We start from the raw sequence: 16,724 nt of genomic DNA, 5'->3' as shown, positions 1-16,724 counted from the left end.
TTCAGAACCGGTAGGTGACGCCGGCGCCGACCAGCCAGGGGTTCAGCTTCGCCTTGCCCGTCAGGGGCGTGCCGTTGAAATCGACCTTCCACTTGGGTTCGAGGAAGATCTTCTTCACGTCGAAGTTTACACCCCAGTGTTCGTCGAGCATGTAGTCGAAACCGACCTGGAGGGCGGCCCCCACCTTGTTCTTGACCTTGAGGTCGGAGAAGGCACCCGAGCCGGACTGGTTGTAGAAGTACGTATAGTTCACACCGGCACCGACATAGGGCTTGAACGCGCCGAAATCAGTGAAGTGATACTGCAGGGTCAGCGTCGGCGGCAGGAGCCATGTCTTGCCCACCTTGCCGAGGCCGGCAATCGACCCGTCCGCCTCGATATTCGCATAGGTCGTGCCGAGAATGAGTTCGGCCGCGATGTTGTCCGTGAAGAAGTAGGAAATATCGAGTTCAGGAACGACCGAGTCCGAATAGGAGAGGCTCGACCCTGCTATGCCATTTACGGAACCGGAATCATTGGTGATGACACCGAGGCCGCGCACGCGGATCTGCCAGGGGCTCTGCGCGGCAAGATCCACCGTCGCTTCCGGCGGGGCCATGCGTTCTTCGAGGTCCGCCGCCAAGGCCTGATTGCCGAACAGCATCAGACCGGCCGCCATTCCGGCAAGCACCAACCGGCTTTTCCCATTTCCATTCATGTCGTCTCTCCATCATCGCGACTCGTCTTTTTCGGAACGACTATGGAGCCGAGAGGCGAGCGCCTCCCTTGAGATGGATCAAACGAAAACCAAACGGAGAAAGGATTGGCGCGATATCCGCACCAATCTTGACAATTGCCCAATCAAAACAATGATAAACATCAAATTGGAAAGAGCCGGCTCATCGCCGGCTCCTTCTCAGGCAGCCTTGCGCACGTCCAGGATGACGCGGCGCCGGCCGCTGGCGACGAGCACGCCTGCCGCACCATCCAGCCAGCCGTCCTTCAGTTCCAGCGCCAGGAAACGGCGGCGCTCGAAGGGGCCGGGCATGACGAGGTGCTGCGCCTTGTCGGCAAAGAAGCCGAAGCGCTCGTAATATTCCGGATCGCCGACGAGCAGCACCGCACCATGGCCGCGGTCACGCGCCTCGGTGAGGGCCGCCCGCATCAGCGCGCCGCCAATGCCCTTGCCCTCGTGTTCGCAATCGACGGCGAGCGGGCCAAGCAGCAGCGCGGAGACGGCATTGCCGTCGGAATCGACGCCCGCCTCGACATTCCACAGGCGCACCGTGCCGATGACATGGCCATCCGGATCGCGGGCGACAAGGGCGAGGTCCTCCGCCGGCATGCGGCCACGGCGCAGCTTTTCGGACGACTTGCGGAAGCGGGCCTCGCCCATGACGCGGTCGAGCAGACGCTCGCGCGCCACGACGTCGCCGGCATTTTCCTGGTCGATGGTGAAGGCGGCATGCGCGAAGAACGCGCGGACAGAATCAAGAACAGTGGCCATCTCTGGGCCTCCCGTGCTCAAAACCGATTCAAACGGTATCCAAAACTGATTGTGAATTTGGTGCTCCCGTTCGTGACGGGAGCACCGATAGGCTTAGATGACGTAGGCCTTGAGCGGCTCGAAGCCGTTGAAGGCGACGGCCGAGTAGGTCGTCGTGTAGGCGCCGGTGCCCTCGATCAGAACCTCGTCGCCGATCGAAAGGGTAATCGGCAGCGGATACATGTTCTTCTCGTACATCACGTCGGCCGAATCGCAGGTCGGGCCGGCAAGCACGCAGGGCTCCATCTCGTCCTGATCGCGCGCGGTGCGGATCGGGTAGCGGATCGCCTCGTCCATGGTTTCGGCGAGACCGCCGAACTTGCCGATGTCGAGGAAGACCCAGCGGTGGTTGTCGTTGTCCGACTTCTTCGAGACGAGAACGACTTCCGCCTTGATCACACCCGCATTGCCGACCATGCCGCGGCCCGGCTCGATGATGGTTTCCGGGATCTGGTTGCCGAAGTGCTTCTTCAGCGCACCGAAGATCGCCTTGCCATAGGCTTCAGCCGACGGAACGTCGCGCAGGTACTTCGTCGGGAAGCCGCCGCCCATGTTGACCATCTTGAGCTCGATGCCCTGCTTGGCAAGCTGCACGAAGACACGCTTGGCATCGGCAAGGGCCGCATCCCAGGCGTCGAGCTTCGTCATCTGCGAGCCGACATGGAACGACACGCCGTAGGAGACGAGGCCGTTCTGGTGGGCGTAGACGAGCACGTCGACGGCCATCTGCGGCACGCAACCGAACTTGCGCGACAGCGGCCATTCGGCACCTTCGCCATCGGTCAGGACGCGGCAGAACACGCGGGCACCCGGAGCGGCACGGCCGATCTTCTCGACTTCCTCATGGCTGTCGACCGCGAAGAGCGAAACGCCGAGCGCATGCGCCTTGGCAACGTCGCGCTCCTTCTTGATCGTGTTGCCGAAGGAGATACGGCTCGGGGTGGCACCGGCATCGAGCGCCATTTCGATTTCGGCGACGGACGCGCAATCGAAGTTGGAGCCCATGGAAGCGAGCAGGCGCAGGACTTCCGGCGCCGGGTTTGCCTTCACGGCATAGTAGATCGAGCTGTCGGGCAGCGCGTGGCGGAACGCCTTGAAATTGTCACGCACGACATCGAGGTCGACCACGAGGCACGGGCCGTCGGGACGTCGGGTGTTCAGGAAGTCGATAATACGTGCAGTCGCCATTTCGGTATTCCCCATATCCAGGTTGCTCCGGGAAACCCGGAGGACAAAGGGCAGGATGCGAGCACGCTCTGGAACCAGCCGGTGGAGACCCCGGAACCAAGCATGCGCATCATGCGCGATCGGTGAACCGAAGCCCGCCTAGGCTTCAATTCGGCTTTGTCTGCCTTTGATTGGTGGGAGAACCCGACCGCACGTCCGGCAATGAAGGTGTGCCTCTTCAGTAACCCCGGCTGTTGGAAAGCCGGCAGACACCAGAAAGGCCCGCACCGTCGTTGCTTCAAGATGTCCTCGCTCTTCCGGTTGGCCGGAGAAACGACTGGAGGGGTTAGTTCCAGGTACCTTACCGAGTTCCTCACCAAATCGAGGGTCGGCGGACACCCACAGGCACGTGCGACTTTGGGCAAGGGGGAGATAAGAAGAATCGCTGTCGCAATCAAGAGGTTTTTTGCATTTCGCTATTGAAAATATCCTCCCAGCCACGACATTCGCGAAACGTAGTTTCAAAGCATGGTTATAACGCACCGGCCATCACGTTTCGGCCGGCCCTGCGCCACCTTTGCATTTCCGGCAATGCGGCGCGACAGTCGAGTGGGGATACATGGACACATTGACCCGAATCCGGGCCTTCATCGACGTCGTCGACGCCGAGGGTTTTTCCGCGGCCTCGCGCAAGACCGGGAGGTCCAAGGCGCTGCTTTCCAAATATGTGCGCGAGCTGGAGGACGAACTCGGCACCCTGCTGCTCAACCGCACCACCCGCCAGTTCTCGATGACCGAGGCCGGCCATACCTATTACCGCACTGCCTCCGACATCCTGAAGGAGATCGACAACCTCGCCGATCTCGTGCGCGAAAAGAACACGGACCTGCGCGGCAAGCTGAAAGTTTCCGCCCCGCGCACCTTTGTGGATGCCGATATCGGCCAGTCACTCATCGACTTCGGCAAGGAGCATCCAGAACTTTCGTTGGAAATCGTCTCGGACGACCGCTTCGTCGATCTGGTGGAGGAGGGCTTCGATGTCGCAGTCCGCATCACCAAGCTTGAAGATTCGGCGCTCATCGCCCGCAAGCTCGGGGACTTCTACCTGAAGATCTGCGTGAGCGAGGAGTTTCTCGCACAGGCCGGCCCGATCAACCATCCAAGCGACCTTGCCCGCCTGCCCTGCATCATCGACACCAATGGCAAGTCGCACAGCAACTGGCGCTTCGTTGACGACAAGGGCGCGGGCTTCAGCGTTCCTGTCAGCGGCCATATCGAGGTGAACAGCCCGACGGCGGCGGTGCGTGCTGCCGCAAGCGGCCTCGGCGTCGCGCAGGTACCGGCCTTCATCGCCCGCCATTGCCTCGATTCCGGCCGCATCGTCTCGATCCTTGAAGACTATCTGCCGACCGACCGCGGCATCTACGCGATCTACCCCCACCGCCGCTACCTGCCCGCGAAGGTCCGCACCTTCGTCGATTTCCTGCACGCCTGGTTCCGCCGCAATCCTGGCATCGAGGCGTAATGCAGCGCTGGTAAGGTCCCAATTCCGACCCATTTGCGTTACATTCAACCGGACGATTCTGAAGACCGCCCCGCCGCTTCGAGAGGACACAAACCGATGCGATTGCTCCCCCTTCTCGTTGCCGGAGCAGCCTTCATCGCCCCGGCTGTGGCGTTTGCCCATCCGCACATCTTTGCCGAGGCGCGACTGGAAGTCGTGGCCGGCGAAGACGGCACGGTCAGCGAGCTGCGCAATGTCTGGCGCTTCGACGACATGTTTTCCGCAAGCGTCGTGATGGACTTCGACAAGAACAGCAATGCCGTGCTCGACCCGGACGAACTGGCCGAGGTCGGCAAGACCGTTCTCGAATCGCTTGAAGAGTTCAGCTACTACACGACGATCACCGAGGACGGAAAAACCATCAAGGTCGGAAAGCCCGACGCGATCAATGTCGACTTCAAGGACGGCCAGCTCCTGATGTTCTTCTCCGTCAAGCCGGGCGAAGTGATGCCGCTCAAGGGCAAGCTCACCTTCGGCGTCTACGATCCGACCATGTATGCGGCGATGGATTTTGCCTCCGATGACGACCTCGTCGCCGTCGGCGACAAGTTTTCCGCCTGCACGCGCGCGGTGGTGCGGCCCGATGCGGACGAAGTGCTCGCCCAGAACCAGGACAGCCTGACGGAAGCCTTCTTCAACGATCCGGCCGGCACCGACATGTCGAAACTCTTCGCCACCCGTCTGGAGATGTCATGCTGACCCGCGGACGCGCCCTTGCCCTCGCCACCGTAACGCTCGCCGTCGTGGCCACGGCCACCCTGGCCCATGCCCAGTCACCGCTCGGCATCGGCTCGGCGGAACCCGGCTTCAATACGACCGGCACCTTCGGCAGCCTGTTCGGCTGGATCAACGCGCAGCAGCAGGGATTTTACCGGCTGATGACCGGCGCACTGAAGGAGATGCGCACGAACCCCTGGGCAGCCTCGACGCTGGTGGCGCTGTCCTTCGGTTACGGCGTCTTCCACGCCGCCGGCCCCGGCCATGGCAAGGCCGTCATCTCGTCCTACATGCTAGCAAACGAGGTGGAGCTGAAGCGCGGCGTGTTGCTCTCCTTCCTCTCCTCGATCCTCCAGGGCATCGTCGCCATCCTGCTGGTCGGCGCGGCCTTTCTCTTCCTGCGCGGCACCACGGTGTCGATGACCGACGCCACCCGCGCGCTCGAAATCGGCAGCTACGCCCTCATCACGCTCTTCGGCGCCTGGCTGCTCTTCAGGAAACTGTGGCCGGCCAGCCGGCGCGCCTCTGCGCTCGGCGCCCAGGCGGTCGAGGTCCATGACCATCATCATCACGAGCACGGTCACCACCATCATGCAGGCGAAGTCTGCTCGACCTGCGGCCATGCCCACGCGCCCGATCCTTCCCTGCTGAAAGGCGAGCGTTTCGCGCTGCGCGAAGCCTGGTCCGCCATCGTCGCGGTGGGGCTGCGCCCCTGCTCCGGCGCACTGATCGTGCTGAGCTTCGCGCTCCTCAACGGCCTGTATCTGGGCGGCCTGCTCGCCGTCTTCGCCATGTCGATCGGCACGGCCATCACGGTGTCGACGCTCGCCACCCTCGCCGTCACCGCCAAGGGTGCGGCCGTACGCTTCGCCGGCAACGGTTCGGCCGGCCAGCGCATCGGCACCGCCATCGAAATCGGCGGCGCAGCTTTGGTGATGGTTCTGGGGATGCTCCTGCTTGGAGCCTCACTACAGGCCTAGTTCCCGCGATTACGCTGGTAGCGCGCCCTGAGCCAGAACAGCAGGAAGAAAGCGAGCACCATCAGCGTGCCGAACACGCCCGCCAGCCACGGCGAGACGTCGCCAAGGGCGATCATGACGCGCGGCAGGAAGTAGAACACCACGCCTGTGCCGAGCAGGATGAAAAACGCCGCGAGCGCTGCCGATTTTCCCTTGTTTTCCTCGCTCATGCCGCGTCCGCCTTGGCGATCTCGGCGCGGATGTCTTCCAGCTTGCGCTTCTGCTGGCCATCGGCATCGAAATTATCCGGAGAAAGCCAGGCATCGAACGCCTTGGCGACGGCTGGCCACTCGCCATCGATGATCGAGAACCAGGCGGTGTCGCGGTTCTCGCCCTTCGACAGCATGTGCTGGCGGAAGACGCCCTCGAAGGTGAAGCCGAGGCGGGTAGCGGTGCGTTTGCTTGCCGCATTGCCGTTGTGGCACTTCCACTCGTAGCGGCGGTAGCCGAGATCTTCGAAGACATGTTTGGCCAGAAGATACTGCGCCTCGGTGGAGAGGGGCGAGCGGGCCATGCTGGGGCCATGCGCAATGCCGCCGATCTCGACGACGCCGTTTGCCGGGTCGGGCCGCATGTAATGCGCCATGCCCACCACCGTGTTGCTTGCCTTGTCGACCATGACCTCGCGCACCCAGCCGGATTTGATCACCGCCTCGGACCACGCATCGAACCCTTCAATGCCGGTGAAATCGGCCTGTGCGAAATAGCGCAGCAACGGGTTGATCGCCATGCCGCCGAAAGTATCCCAGAGGGCCTGAAGGTGTTTGGCGCGGTCGTAGGGCTCCAGGCGCACGGTGCGGCCTTCAAGCGTAACGGGTGCCGGTGGCGGGCAACCCTTCCAGTCTGTGAGATCGCGCATGCAAATTCTCCTTCGATCGTTGCCGAAGGGATAGAACAGGCGGCCTGTCCGCGCAATGTGGAAAGCAGGGAGCGGCGTTCGGCCGCTCCCCGGCAAGTCTTAGACGGTGGCGGCGGAAACCGTCGCCTCGATATGGTCGACCAGCGCATCCGGCAGGTTGAGGCGGCCGGCGAGCAAGTCGAGATAGCCGCGTTCGGCGCGCGACTTCGGCTCGATGGCAAGGCGCGAGGCCGTATAGAGTTCGACACGCTGCTCTTCGGTCGTCGCGGCCGAAATGATCGCGTCGAGATCGACCGGGTTGGCAAGCTCGTCTTCCAGGAACTGCGCGGCATCGGCACCGAGACCGGAGACCTTCAGTTTGTCCATGATGCGGGCGCGCTCGGCTTCGTCGATATGGCCATCGGCGCGCGAGGCGGCGATCATGGCGCGAACGAGGATGAGCGCGAAATCGGTGCTGACGGCTTCGGGGTGGAAGCCGGAATCGGTCGGCGGCGGCAGGAGTTCCGGGGTCGTGCCCTGTGTGGTCTCGACGGGATTCTGGCCGGCCTTGTAGTTCTTGTAGGCCTGGTAGCCGAGGCCGGCGATGGCGGCGAGGCTGCCGAGCTTCAGCGCGGAGCCCGCCACCTGGCGGCCGGTGCCCGTGCCGAGCAGCACGCCGGCAATGGCGATCGAGGCAAGCGGATTGTCCTTGGCGAGCTGGGTGACCTGGCCGGCGCGGTCGCGCACCGATCCGCCGGCACCGGGCACCTGCGAACCGAGGAACTGGTCAAGCAACTTCTTGGCGTCAAACATAGGGCGTCTCCGTTTCTCTTGTCACCGCAGGGGCCGACTGCAAGGCAAGATAGGAATGCACGTCCTGAATTACAAACGCATAACGGGCGACCAAGGGCCGCCCGTCTGCAATTCCGTTGAACCTGTCTCAGCCCTTGAGTGCTGCGGCTTCCGCCGCGAGCTTGGTAATGCCGGCCCAGTCGCCCTTGGCGACAAGCTCCTTCGGCGCCACCCACGAGCCGCCGACGCAGACGACGTTCGGCAGCGAAAGATAGTCGCGGGCATTCGACAGCGAAATGCCGCCGGTCGGGCAGAACAGCGTGCCGGCAAGCGGCGAGGACAGCGATTTCAGGTAGGCCGCACCACCCGCCTGTTCGGCCGGGAAGAATTTCAGCACCTGATAGCCCTCTTCGCGCAGGCCCATGACCTCGCTGGCGGTGGCGGCACCCGGCAGAAGCGGAATGTCGGAATCGTTCGCCGCATCGATCAGCTCCTGCGTCGTGCCGGGGCTGACGATAAACTGCGAGCCGGCCTCGACGGCGGCCTCGAACTGCGCGGCATTGAGGATCGTGCCGGCACCGGCGACGGCGCCCTCGACCTCGTTGGCAACCGCACGAATCGCCTCGAGCGCGGCCGGCGTGCGCAGCGTTATTTCGATCGCCTTCAGGCCGCCGGCGACGAGCGCTCGCGCCAGCGGAACGGCCGTCTTGAGATCATCGATGACCAGCACCGGCACCACTGGCTGCAGCTTCAGGACGGAAAGGAGCTTGGCGTTTTTCTCGCTCATGGCACGACCTTTTAAAACGATTGAATTTGGATCCGAATACCGCGTCTGCGACGTCGTGTCGAGCCTAAAGCATGATTCATGGCCTTGTCATGACACACTTATCGTGTAGTGTTCCGCTCGCCTAAGCCTATCTCCAACAGCGAAAGCGTGCCTGTGGCAAAAGAGATCGAGCGTAAGTTCCTGGTATCGGGCCAGCGATGGCGTACCTTCGCAGACGAAGGCATCGCCATACGGCAGGCCTATATCGTCGCCCAGGAGGACCGATCGCTTCGTGTCCGCATCTACGGCGACGGCAAGGCACGCATCACCCTGAAAATCGGCCATGCAGTGCTCGTTCGCGACGAGTACGAATATGATGTGGACCGCGACGAGGCGGAGGACATGCTGCGCCACGCCATCGGCAACGTCATCGAAAAGGTACGCTACAAGGTGCCGCACGAAGGCCATGTCTGGGAAATCGACGTCTATGGCGGCGCCCACAAAGGCCTCGTTATCGCCGAGGTCGAGCTTGCCTCGATCCAAGAGGAGCCGCATCTGCCGAACTGGGTGGGCCGCGAAGTGACCGGCGAGAGCCAGTATTCCAACCAGTCGATGGCGCTCGGCGCCAGCAATGGCGCAAGCCTGCACCAGCTCGCCTGAGGCGCTACAGAGCGCCGCATTGCCTGAAATGCGCCAAAGCTGTATGTGGCGGCCATGACAAACGAAACCTCCCTGCCCGCGGAAGACGGCACGTTCCTTGTCGCCGCGCTTTACCATTTCGTCTCGGTGCCGCGTTTCGCGGACCTGCGCGAGCCCTTGCAGGCGCTCTGCGAGGAAAACGGCGTGCGCGGCACGCTGCTGCTCGCCCATGAGGGTATCAACGGCACGATCGCCGGGCCGCATGCCGGCATCCGCACGGTGCTCGCCTTCCTGCGCAGCCAGCCGGAATTTGCCGGGCTGGAGCACAAGGAAAGCTTTGCGAGCGACATGCCCTTCCTGCGCATGAAGGTGCGGCTGAAGAAGGAGATCGTCACCATGGGCGTCGAGGATATCGACCCCACCCGGTCCGTCGGCACCTATGTGGCGCCGGAGGACTGGAACGCGCTGATTTCCGATCCGGACACGATCGTCATCGATACGCGCAACGACTACGAGACGGCGATCGGCATGTTCAAGGGCGCCGTCGATCCGAACACCAAGACCTTCCGCGAATTTCCGGACTGGGTGCGCAACAATGCCGGCCTGCACAACAAGCCGAAGATTGCCATGTACTGCACCGGCGGCATCCGTTGCGAGAAGGCGACCGCCTTCATGAAGGAAGAGGGTTTCGACGAGGTCTACCACCTCAAGGGCGGCATCCTGAAATATCTCGAAGAGGTGCCGGCGGACGAAAGCCTGTGGGAAGGCGCCTGCTTCGTGTTCGACGAGCGCGTCTCCGTGTTGCACGGGCTGGAGGAAGGCGAGCACAAGCTTTGCCGCGCCTGCCGCCATCCGCTGACCGCCGAAGACGTCACCTCGCCGCTCTACGAGGCCGGTGTTTCCTGTCCGCATTGCCACACGACCCGGAGTGAAGACGACCGGCTGCGCTTTCGCCAGCGCCAGAAACAGATGGATCTCGCCCGCAAGCGCGGCGAACGCCATCTCGGCAAGTGATCAACTGGCCGCCGCCTGCACGGCGGCCGGCGGGGCGAGCAGTTCGCTGATCGCCTTCTCGCTCATCGGCCTGCCGAAGAAGTACCCCTGAAGCTGATCGCAGCCGCAGAGATGCAGGAAAGCGGCCTGCTCGCCGGTCTCCACGCCTTCGGCCGTCACCGGCATGTCGAACGAAGCGGCCAACGCCACCGTTGCCTGCAGCATCGCGCCGCCCTTCACCGATTGCTCGCCCGCTATGGTGAGCGACCGGTCGATCTTCATCCGGTCGAAACCGAAGCGGATGAGATAACCGACGCTGGAGAAACCAGCACCGAAATCGTCGAGCGCAATGCGCACGCCACCGACCTTCAGCCGGTCCATGACAAGCTTCGCGCGGCCGGGATTCTGAATGAAGTAACCCTCGGTGATCTCCAGCGTGACGCGTGACGGCTCGATGCCCGCAGCCTCGATGATCGCCAGCGCCTGATCCGGGAAATAGGGATTGCGGAACTGCGCCGGCGAGACATTGATCGAAATGCCGATATCAGGCCAGTTGCGCGCCGCCTCGCAGGCGCGGCGCAGCACGAGCGGCCCGAGCGCATCGATGACGCCGGTCGCCTCTGCGAGTGGAATGAACACGTCCGGCGGCACCGACACGGTCCCGCCGCGATACCAGCGTGCGAGCGCCTCCACGCCACAGATCTCACGGCCACGCGCCTTGACGATCGGCTGGAAGACGACGTCGATCTCGCCGCGCGCCACGGCCGTCCGCAACGCATCCTCCATCTCGCGTCGCTCGTCGCGGTCGTCGTCCATCAGCGTTTCATAGTGCATGACGCGGCCACGCCCGGCATGTTTTGCCCGGTACATGGCGACATCCGCCCGCCGCAGAAGCTCCTCGCCACCCACGGTCCCCTTGCGCGACACGGCAAGGCCGATGCTGGCGCCGACGATGGCGACACGCTCGCCAATGGCAAAGGGTTCGGCAAAGAAATCGAGGATGGACCGCGTCAACCGCTCGGCTTCCGGACCATCCGCCGAACCGAGGAAGGCGATGGCGAATTCATCGCCGCCGATGCGCGCGAGCAGGGTGCCGGGCAGAACAAGGCGGGCCAGCCCGGCCGAGACGCCGCGGATCAACCGGTCGCCGACCGCATGGCCGTAGAAATCGTTGACGTCCTTGAAGCCGTCGAGGTCGAGATAGAGCAGTACGACGTCGCGCTCGTCCTGGACGGCGCAGGCATTCAGTTCATCGAGACCGAGATAGAGGCCGGTGCGGTTGCGAAGGCCGCTCAGGCGATCGGTCAGGGCCTGCCTGCGCGCCGCGTTCTCATCTGCCTTGAGGCGGATGACGAAGGCGGCGCCGGTCAGCACCAGCAGCACGAAGAAGATGATGACCCCGGCCAGCGCCAGCAGAACCAGCGGGCGCACCTGCGCGTAGCTCTTGTCGCCCGGCGCGTCCGGCGTCCAGGACAGGTAGCCGAGCACCGTTCCGCCGGGATTGGTGAGGGGCACGGCCGAACCTTTCGCGGGCTCATCTTCCGTCATCATAAGCCCGGAAATCAGAAAGTTGTCGGCGATCCGCGCGATCCGTGCGGGCGACAGGTGGCGGATGATGAAGAGTGTGCGAAGGGCACCCGCCGGCGCCTTTACCGCATCGGAAATCGGGCGGATGGCCGACACGGCGGCAACGGCAGGGCCATGCGGCGTGCGCAGGAAGGCCCCGAGCTCCTCGCCGGGCTCCAGCCCTGCCTTGATGACCTTGTCGTAAAGATCCGCAAACACCGCGCCACCATAGGAATGCGCATCCGCCTCCAGCGGCGCGCCGTTTCGATAGGCAAGCATGGTACGGCCGTTTTCATCGACGAGGAAAACCGTATCGAAAAGCGGACCGCCCTCGGTGGCAAGGCCGAAATTGGCGACAAGCCAGGGCATGTCGGCCTGACCATAGATGGCCTGCACGGCATCGTCCCAGACCGCATAGTCGCGCACCGTCGTGACCATGGAACTGCGCAGTGACGAGAGGGAGCCGAACACCGCCTGGCGCGTACGTTCCTCATCCAGCTCGTTTGCCCGGTTGGCGAGAAAGCCGAGCGCCATCATGACGAGAATGGTGGCAAGGCTGACGACGACGGCAAAGGACGCAAGCACGCCCAGCACGACCGCTAGTCGTCTGGCGCCGATCATGCTCGAAAGGTGGCGCGCAAGTCGCAGCATCGTCTTCTCCGGCCGAAGAACGATGATGCGGCAGAACCGTTATGAATCCTTTACGGTGCGAACGACAATGCGAACGGTATCAGGCCGTCCGGTGGTTGCCCTTCGGAAACTGGCCGGCGAGTTCACCGTACCATTGGCCGCTCTTCTTTATCGTGCGCACCTGCGTGTCGTAGTCGACATGCACGATGCCGAAGCGCATGCGGTAGCCTTCCGCCCATTCGAAATTGTCCATCAGGCTCCAGGCGAAGTAACCGCGCATCGGATAACCCTCGCCGATCAGGTCGGCGGTGACACCGAGATGTTCAGCGATGTAGTCGAGGCGCGGCTGGTCGTCGACCATGCCGTTTTCGACGCCCATATTGTAGCAGGCGCCGTTTTCCGTGATGTAGCAATCCGGCAGCGCATAGGCCGCATTGAGCTTGCGGATGAGATCGCCAAGCGCCGGCGCATAGACTTCCCAGCCGATATCCGTCTGGACGTCGGCAACGGGCGGCGCGGGCAGCGTGGCGGGGAAGACGGCGCCTTCCGACGGATCATGCGAAACCCGCATGGGCGTGTAGTAGTTCAGCCCCCACCAGTCGAGCGGCTGGCTGATCGTTTCCATGTCGCCCGGCTCGATCTGCGGCATGCGATGACCAAGCGCGGAGAGGAAGCTTTCCGGATATTCGCCCTTGAAGACCGGGCCGAAGAAGATGCCGTTGTGGAAATCGAAGGCGCGGGCGGCAGCGGCCTGGTCCGCCGCGCTGTCGCTGCCGGCATAGGTCTGGTGGGCATTCAGCACGAGGCCGACCGGCAGATCCGGCCGCTCGGAACGGATGGCCGCGACGCCAAGGCCGTGCGCCAGGTTGGTGACATGCAGAGCGTATAGCGCCGCATCCATGTTGCGTTCGCCGGGCGCGTGAATGCCGTAGAGATGGCTGAGCCAGACGGAGCACCAGGGCTCGTTGAAGGTCGCCACCGCATCCAGCCGGTCGCCGAGGCGGGCGATGGCGGTTTTTGCATAGCGCTGGAAGGCATAGGCCGTCGACCGCGCCGTCCAGCCGCCATTGCCGGCCAGCATCAGCGGCAGGTCCCAATGGTAGAGCGTGGCGAAGGCCTTGATGCCGCGCGCCTTCAGACCATCGACGAGGCGGTCGTAGAAATCCAGCCCCTTCTCGTTCACCGGCCCGGTGCCCTCCGGAATGATGCGCGGCCAGGCGATGGAGAAGCGATAGGCCTCGACGCCGAGCGACTGGATGAGGTCCAGATCCTGCTCCAGGCGATTGTAATGATCGCAGGCGACATCGCCATTGTGCCGGCCGAAGACCCGGCCGGGCATGTTGGAAAAGGCATCCCAGATCGACGGCTTGCGGCCATCCAAATTCGTCGCGCCCTCGATCTGGAAGGCGGCTGTCGCCACGCCGAACACGAAATCACCGGGAAAACGCTCGGCAAGGGTCTTGGGATCGATCATCGGCTTTCTCTTGAAACTGGGGAGACAAACGCGGCGTTGCGGGAACCTGCAACGTTGCAGTAAAGCCATTGAACGAAAAGTCAACCGTGCAATGATGATCGCATGCAGGAACATCCACGCGGCGGAATCTTCGCCCGTGGGTTTTTGAAGCATCGGACGGGGCGCTGGAAGCTGCCTCGTAAAAGTGAGTGTATGTGGCACCTTTCAGCGCCCCGTTCAGCGGTTTTTGCCTGCGACTCCGGTCTCTCTGCAAAGGCCGGTGCCGGTGGATGTCTGCCGCCGGTTTCCGGGATGGGCCGTTCCGATTTTTCGCCGCGCAAGACCTCACCTTGAGGACATTGTGGACGGAAAGGGGTTTGCCCCTTCCGGACTGCTGCCATCCCGGCGGACGATGCCGACGCATCCGCCAGACCCAACCTCCTTGCGTGCCGCACAGGCACATCCGGCGCGCCGTTCGGGCGTGAAACGACAGGGTCTGTCCGATGCCCTGCCGTTTCCCCCGTGTCGCCGGAGGGAGACCATTTTCCGCAGGCCCTTCCGGTGAAGGTTCACGTCCTTCCCGCACCGAAAGCGCCGATCCCGCCTGACTGCCACGCCTGGCAGCGTATCCTCTAGCGGGATGACAGGATTGTAGGCACGGATTTGCAGGGTGGGGAAAAGTTCGGGATTTTTCCCCGGAAAGCGGCTGACAAAATCGGAGCGGCATACCCGTGTTTGCCAAGACTGCTGCTCGGAAGCCGCCCTTCGCGCTCATCAGTCTTTGACGGAGAAAGACCATCCGGGGCGCTTGCAAGCTTTCCCTTCACCCAGCAGCAATTTGACAAAAGCCAAGCTCTAAAACAGGTATTCCTTAAACGACGGTTAGGAAGTCTTCCTCTAAAGTGCCCATGCAGAGATGGAGATCTGGCGCGTGGTACGGCGAATACCCAAGAATCTCGTTCGAAAAGGCATGTTCATCGAATCCGTCGAATGCCCGAATGCGGAATTCGCCGGCCGGCGGTTCCTGGTGCAATCCGATGAGACCGTGCGCGCGATCCTCGCGACGTCGGCGGCCTATGCGCTGGTCAATCCGCAGAGAAGCACGATCGATATCGACGAAGCCGCCGATCTGAAGGCTGAAGAGCGCCGCCGCACGCAGGAAACCGTCGCACAGGCGGCAAGCGCCCTGCGCAACAGTTTCGATGCCGTTCGCTCCGGCAACCTGCAGATCGATACGCTGGGTCCAGTCGCCGGGGAGATTTCCGAACGCATCGACGCGTCGCCGGAGGTTTTCCTCAAGGTCACCCGCCTCAAGACCAAGGACGAGGGGACCTATGTGCACTCGCTGGCGGTGAGCGCCCTGATGATGAAGCTCGCCGGCCTGCTCGACTACGACGAAGACCTGGTGCGGGAACTGGGCGTTGCCGGCCTGCTGCACGATGTCGGCAAGCTCATGATACCGAACGCCATTCTCAACAAGACGGGTAGCCTGGAAGCAGAGGAACGGCGCGTGGTTCGCAACCATCCGGAGGTCGGCTACCGGCTGCTGAAAGAACAGGGCAATGTCTCGGAGCTGACCCTCGACATCTGCCGGTTCCATCACGAGGTGCTCGACGGCAGCGGCTATCCACTCGGCCTGAAGGCGGAGCAGCTCAGCCCGGAAATCCGCCTTGCCACCGTCTGCGACGTCTTCGAAGCGTTGACGAGTGCGCGCCCCTACAAGCGGGCCTGGACGACGCGCGACGCGCTGAACTGGATGTTCGACCGCGGACAACTGTTCGACAAGAAACTGGTCATTCGCCTCGGCAGCATCTTTTCCTGACACAGCCGTGACCGCCGCGATGACGCGGCGGCCGCTGGCGAAGACTGATCAGACCTTGACCCAGGCCCCGTTCTTCTTCGACGACTGCACGCAGGCATCGACGAAGAGCATGCCCTTCAGGCCGTCATCCACCGTCGGATAGACGATGGCGGGATCGGCCGCGGCGCCGCTACGCTTGGCATAGATTGCGCGGGCAGCTTCGGAATAGATGTTGGCAAAGCCTTCGAGATAGCCTTCCGGGTGGCCGGAGGGCACGCGGCTCATGCGCGCGGCAGCAGGGCCCGAACCGGCACCATTGCGGGTGATGAGGCGCTTCGGCTCGCCGAAGGGCGTGTACCAGAGGTAGTTCGGATCGGCCTGCACCCATTCGAGGGCGCCCTTGGTGCCGTAGACGCGCACCTTGAGGCCATTCTCGTGACCGGGCGCCACCTGGCTGCACCACAGCATGCCCTTGGCGCGCGCGCCGTCCTTCTCCTTGAAGCGCAGCATGACATGGGCGTTGTCGTCGAGGCGACGGCCGGCCACGAAGCTGTCGAGATCGGCGGACAGTTCCTCCAGTTCGAGACCGGAGACGAAGCAGCCGAGATTATAGGCATGGGTGCCGATGTCGCCGGTGGAGCCGCCGGCACCCGACTTGGTCGGGTCGGTGCGCCAGGCGGCCTGCTTCTGGCCGCTGCTCTCGATGTCCTCGGTCAGCCAGTCCTGCGGGTATTCCATTTGCACGAGACGGATCGGGCCGAGTTCGCCGTTCGCCACCATCTCGCGCGCCTGGCGGACCATGGGGTAGCCCGTGTAGTTGTGGGTGAGCACGAAGAGCGCATCGCTCTCCTCCGCCAGCTTTTTCAGCTTGCGCGCATCGCCAAGCGTCGAGGTGAGCGGCTTGTCGCAAATGACGTGGATGCCACGCTTCAGGAATTCCTTCGCGGCCTCGTAATGCACGTGGTTGGGCGTAACGATCGCCACCGCCTCGATGCCGTTCTTCAGCTTGGCCTCGCGGATCGCCATTTCCTTGAAGCTGCCATAGCTGCGCGAGGGATCGAGCCCGAGTTCGCGCGCCGACTGCTCGGCCTTTTCCGACGAGGACGAGAGCGCGCCGGCGACAAGCTCATAGTGATCGTCGAGCCGGGCGGCGATGCGGTGCACCGCGCCGATGAAGGCGCCGGAGCCGCCGCCGACCATGCCGAGCCGGATGCGGCGTTCCCGCGTTTCGCTTGCGCTTCCTTCGATTGCCAT

General features: G+C 63.3%; 16 protein-coding genes. 6 read left to right on the top strand and 10 right to left on the bottom strand.

All coding sequences use genetic code 11. The annotated features are described in order from the left end of the window. Window position 1: 1 nt before the first annotated feature. From BSY16_RS18855 to odc2, 3 genes are all read right to left on the bottom strand, one after another. Entirely contained in the window at window positions 2–697 is a 696-nt protein-coding gene (locus tag BSY16_RS18855; protein WP_069061095.1) for an OmpW/AlkL family protein, read from the bottom strand. Between the two features lie 198 nt (window positions 698–895). Next, a complete protein-coding gene (locus BSY16_RS18850) occupies window positions 896–1,486 on the bottom strand; it encodes a GNAT family N-acetyltransferase (RefSeq protein WP_069061094.1) in 591 nt (196 codons plus the stop codon). 93 nt (window positions 1,487–1,579) lie between these two features. Then, window positions 1,580–2,713 carry an ornithine/lysine decarboxylase gene (odc2, locus tag BSY16_RS18845; protein ID WP_069061626.1) on the bottom strand — a complete coding sequence of 378 codons (1,134 nt, stop codon included), beginning with the start codon at window positions 2,711–2,713 and terminating at the stop codon, window positions 1,580–1,582. A gap of 598 nt (window positions 2,714–3,311) precedes the next feature. Between odc2 and BSY16_RS18840 the strand changes: the two genes are divergently transcribed. The 3 genes from BSY16_RS18840 to BSY16_RS18830 all read left to right on the top strand — a co-directional run bounded on the left by BSY16_RS18840 (window position 3,312) and on the right by BSY16_RS18830 (window position 5,953). Next, on the top strand, window positions 3,312–4,217 hold the full coding sequence (locus BSY16_RS18840; protein ID WP_069061093.1) for a LysR family transcriptional regulator: 906 nt from the start codon (window positions 3,312–3,314) through the stop codon (window positions 4,215–4,217). 96 nt (window positions 4,218–4,313) lie between these two features. Then, entirely contained in the window at window positions 4,314–4,955 is a 642-nt protein-coding gene (locus BSY16_RS18835) for a DUF1007 family protein (protein WP_069061092.1), read from the top strand. Then, window positions 4,949–5,953, top strand: a complete 1,005-nt coding sequence (locus BSY16_RS18830; RefSeq protein WP_069061091.1) for a nickel/cobalt transporter — start codon at window positions 4,949–4,951, stop codon at window positions 5,951–5,953. The genes BSY16_RS18835 and BSY16_RS18830 overlap by 7 nt, the downstream gene beginning before the upstream one ends. Here BSY16_RS18830 and BSY16_RS18825 read toward each other — a convergent pair. From BSY16_RS18825 to BSY16_RS18810, 4 genes are all read right to left on the bottom strand, one after another. Continuing rightward, complete coding sequence (locus tag BSY16_RS18825) at window positions 5,950–6,162, bottom strand: hypothetical protein (RefSeq protein WP_069061090.1); 213 nt, start codon at window positions 6,160–6,162, stop codon at window positions 5,950–5,952. The genes BSY16_RS18830 and BSY16_RS18825 overlap by 4 nt on opposite strands. Next, window positions 6,159–6,851, bottom strand: a complete 693-nt coding sequence (locus BSY16_RS18820) for a GNAT family N-acetyltransferase (protein ID WP_069061089.1) — start codon at window positions 6,849–6,851, stop codon at window positions 6,159–6,161. Before BSY16_RS18820 ends, BSY16_RS18825 begins: the two co-directional genes overlap by 4 nt. Window positions 6,852–6,950: 99 nt before the next feature. Then, window positions 6,951–7,643 (bottom strand): tellurite resistance TerB family protein, encoded by a 693-nt coding sequence (locus tag BSY16_RS18815; protein WP_069061088.1) that lies wholly within the window; start codon window positions 7,641–7,643, stop codon window positions 6,951–6,953. Between the two features lie 127 nt (window positions 7,644–7,770). Continuing rightward, window positions 7,771–8,409, bottom strand: coding sequence for a 2-dehydro-3-deoxy-phosphogluconate aldolase (locus BSY16_RS18810; protein WP_069061087.1), 639 nt, complete (start codon window positions 8,407–8,409; stop codon window positions 7,771–7,773). Window positions 8,410–8,562: 153 nt separating this feature from the next. Between BSY16_RS18810 and BSY16_RS18805 the strand changes: the two genes are divergently transcribed. Together BSY16_RS18805 and trhO are read left to right on the top strand one after the other, a co-directional pair. Further along, window positions 8,563–9,048 carry a CYTH domain-containing protein gene (locus BSY16_RS18805; protein ID WP_069061086.1) on the top strand — a complete coding sequence of 162 codons (486 nt, stop codon included), beginning with the start codon at window positions 8,563–8,565 and terminating at the stop codon, window positions 9,046–9,048. 54 nt (window positions 9,049–9,102) lie between these two features. Next, window positions 9,103–10,041: an oxygen-dependent tRNA uridine(34) hydroxylase TrhO gene (trhO, locus tag BSY16_RS18800; RefSeq protein WP_069061085.1), complete on the top strand. Its 939-nt coding sequence runs from the start codon at window positions 9,103–9,105 to the stop codon at window positions 10,039–10,041. On the opposite strand, the gene BSY16_RS18795 is transcribed toward trhO, so the two are convergent. Together BSY16_RS18795 and BSY16_RS18790 are read right to left on the bottom strand one after the other, a co-directional pair. Beyond that, entirely contained in the window at window positions 10,042–12,237 is a 2,196-nt protein-coding gene (locus BSY16_RS18795; protein WP_069061084.1) for a putative bifunctional diguanylate cyclase/phosphodiesterase, read from the bottom strand. Between the two features lie 79 nt (window positions 12,238–12,316). Beyond that, on the bottom strand, window positions 12,317–13,690 hold the full coding sequence (locus BSY16_RS18790; protein ID WP_069061083.1) for a GH1 family beta-glucosidase: 1,374 nt from the start codon (window positions 13,688–13,690) through the stop codon (window positions 12,317–12,319). An 895-nt stretch (window positions 13,691–14,585) separates the two neighbouring features. Here BSY16_RS18790 and BSY16_RS18785 point away from each other — a divergent pair. Further along, entirely contained in the window at window positions 14,586–15,491 is a 906-nt protein-coding gene (locus tag BSY16_RS18785; protein WP_083242947.1) for an HD-GYP domain-containing protein, read from the top strand. A gap of 48 nt (window positions 15,492–15,539) precedes the next feature. Here BSY16_RS18785 and BSY16_RS18780 read toward each other — a convergent pair whose 3' ends face one another. Further along, complete coding sequence (locus BSY16_RS18780; RefSeq protein WP_069061082.1) at window positions 15,540–16,724, bottom strand: Gfo/Idh/MocA family protein; 1,185 nt, start codon at window positions 16,722–16,724, stop codon at window positions 15,540–15,542.

This window comes from Sinorhizobium sp. RAC02 (genome assembly GCF_001713395.1).
GTDB lineage: Bacteria > Pseudomonadota > Alphaproteobacteria > Rhizobiales > Rhizobiaceae > Shinella.
This window is presented reverse-complemented; position numbering and strand designations above follow the sequence as displayed.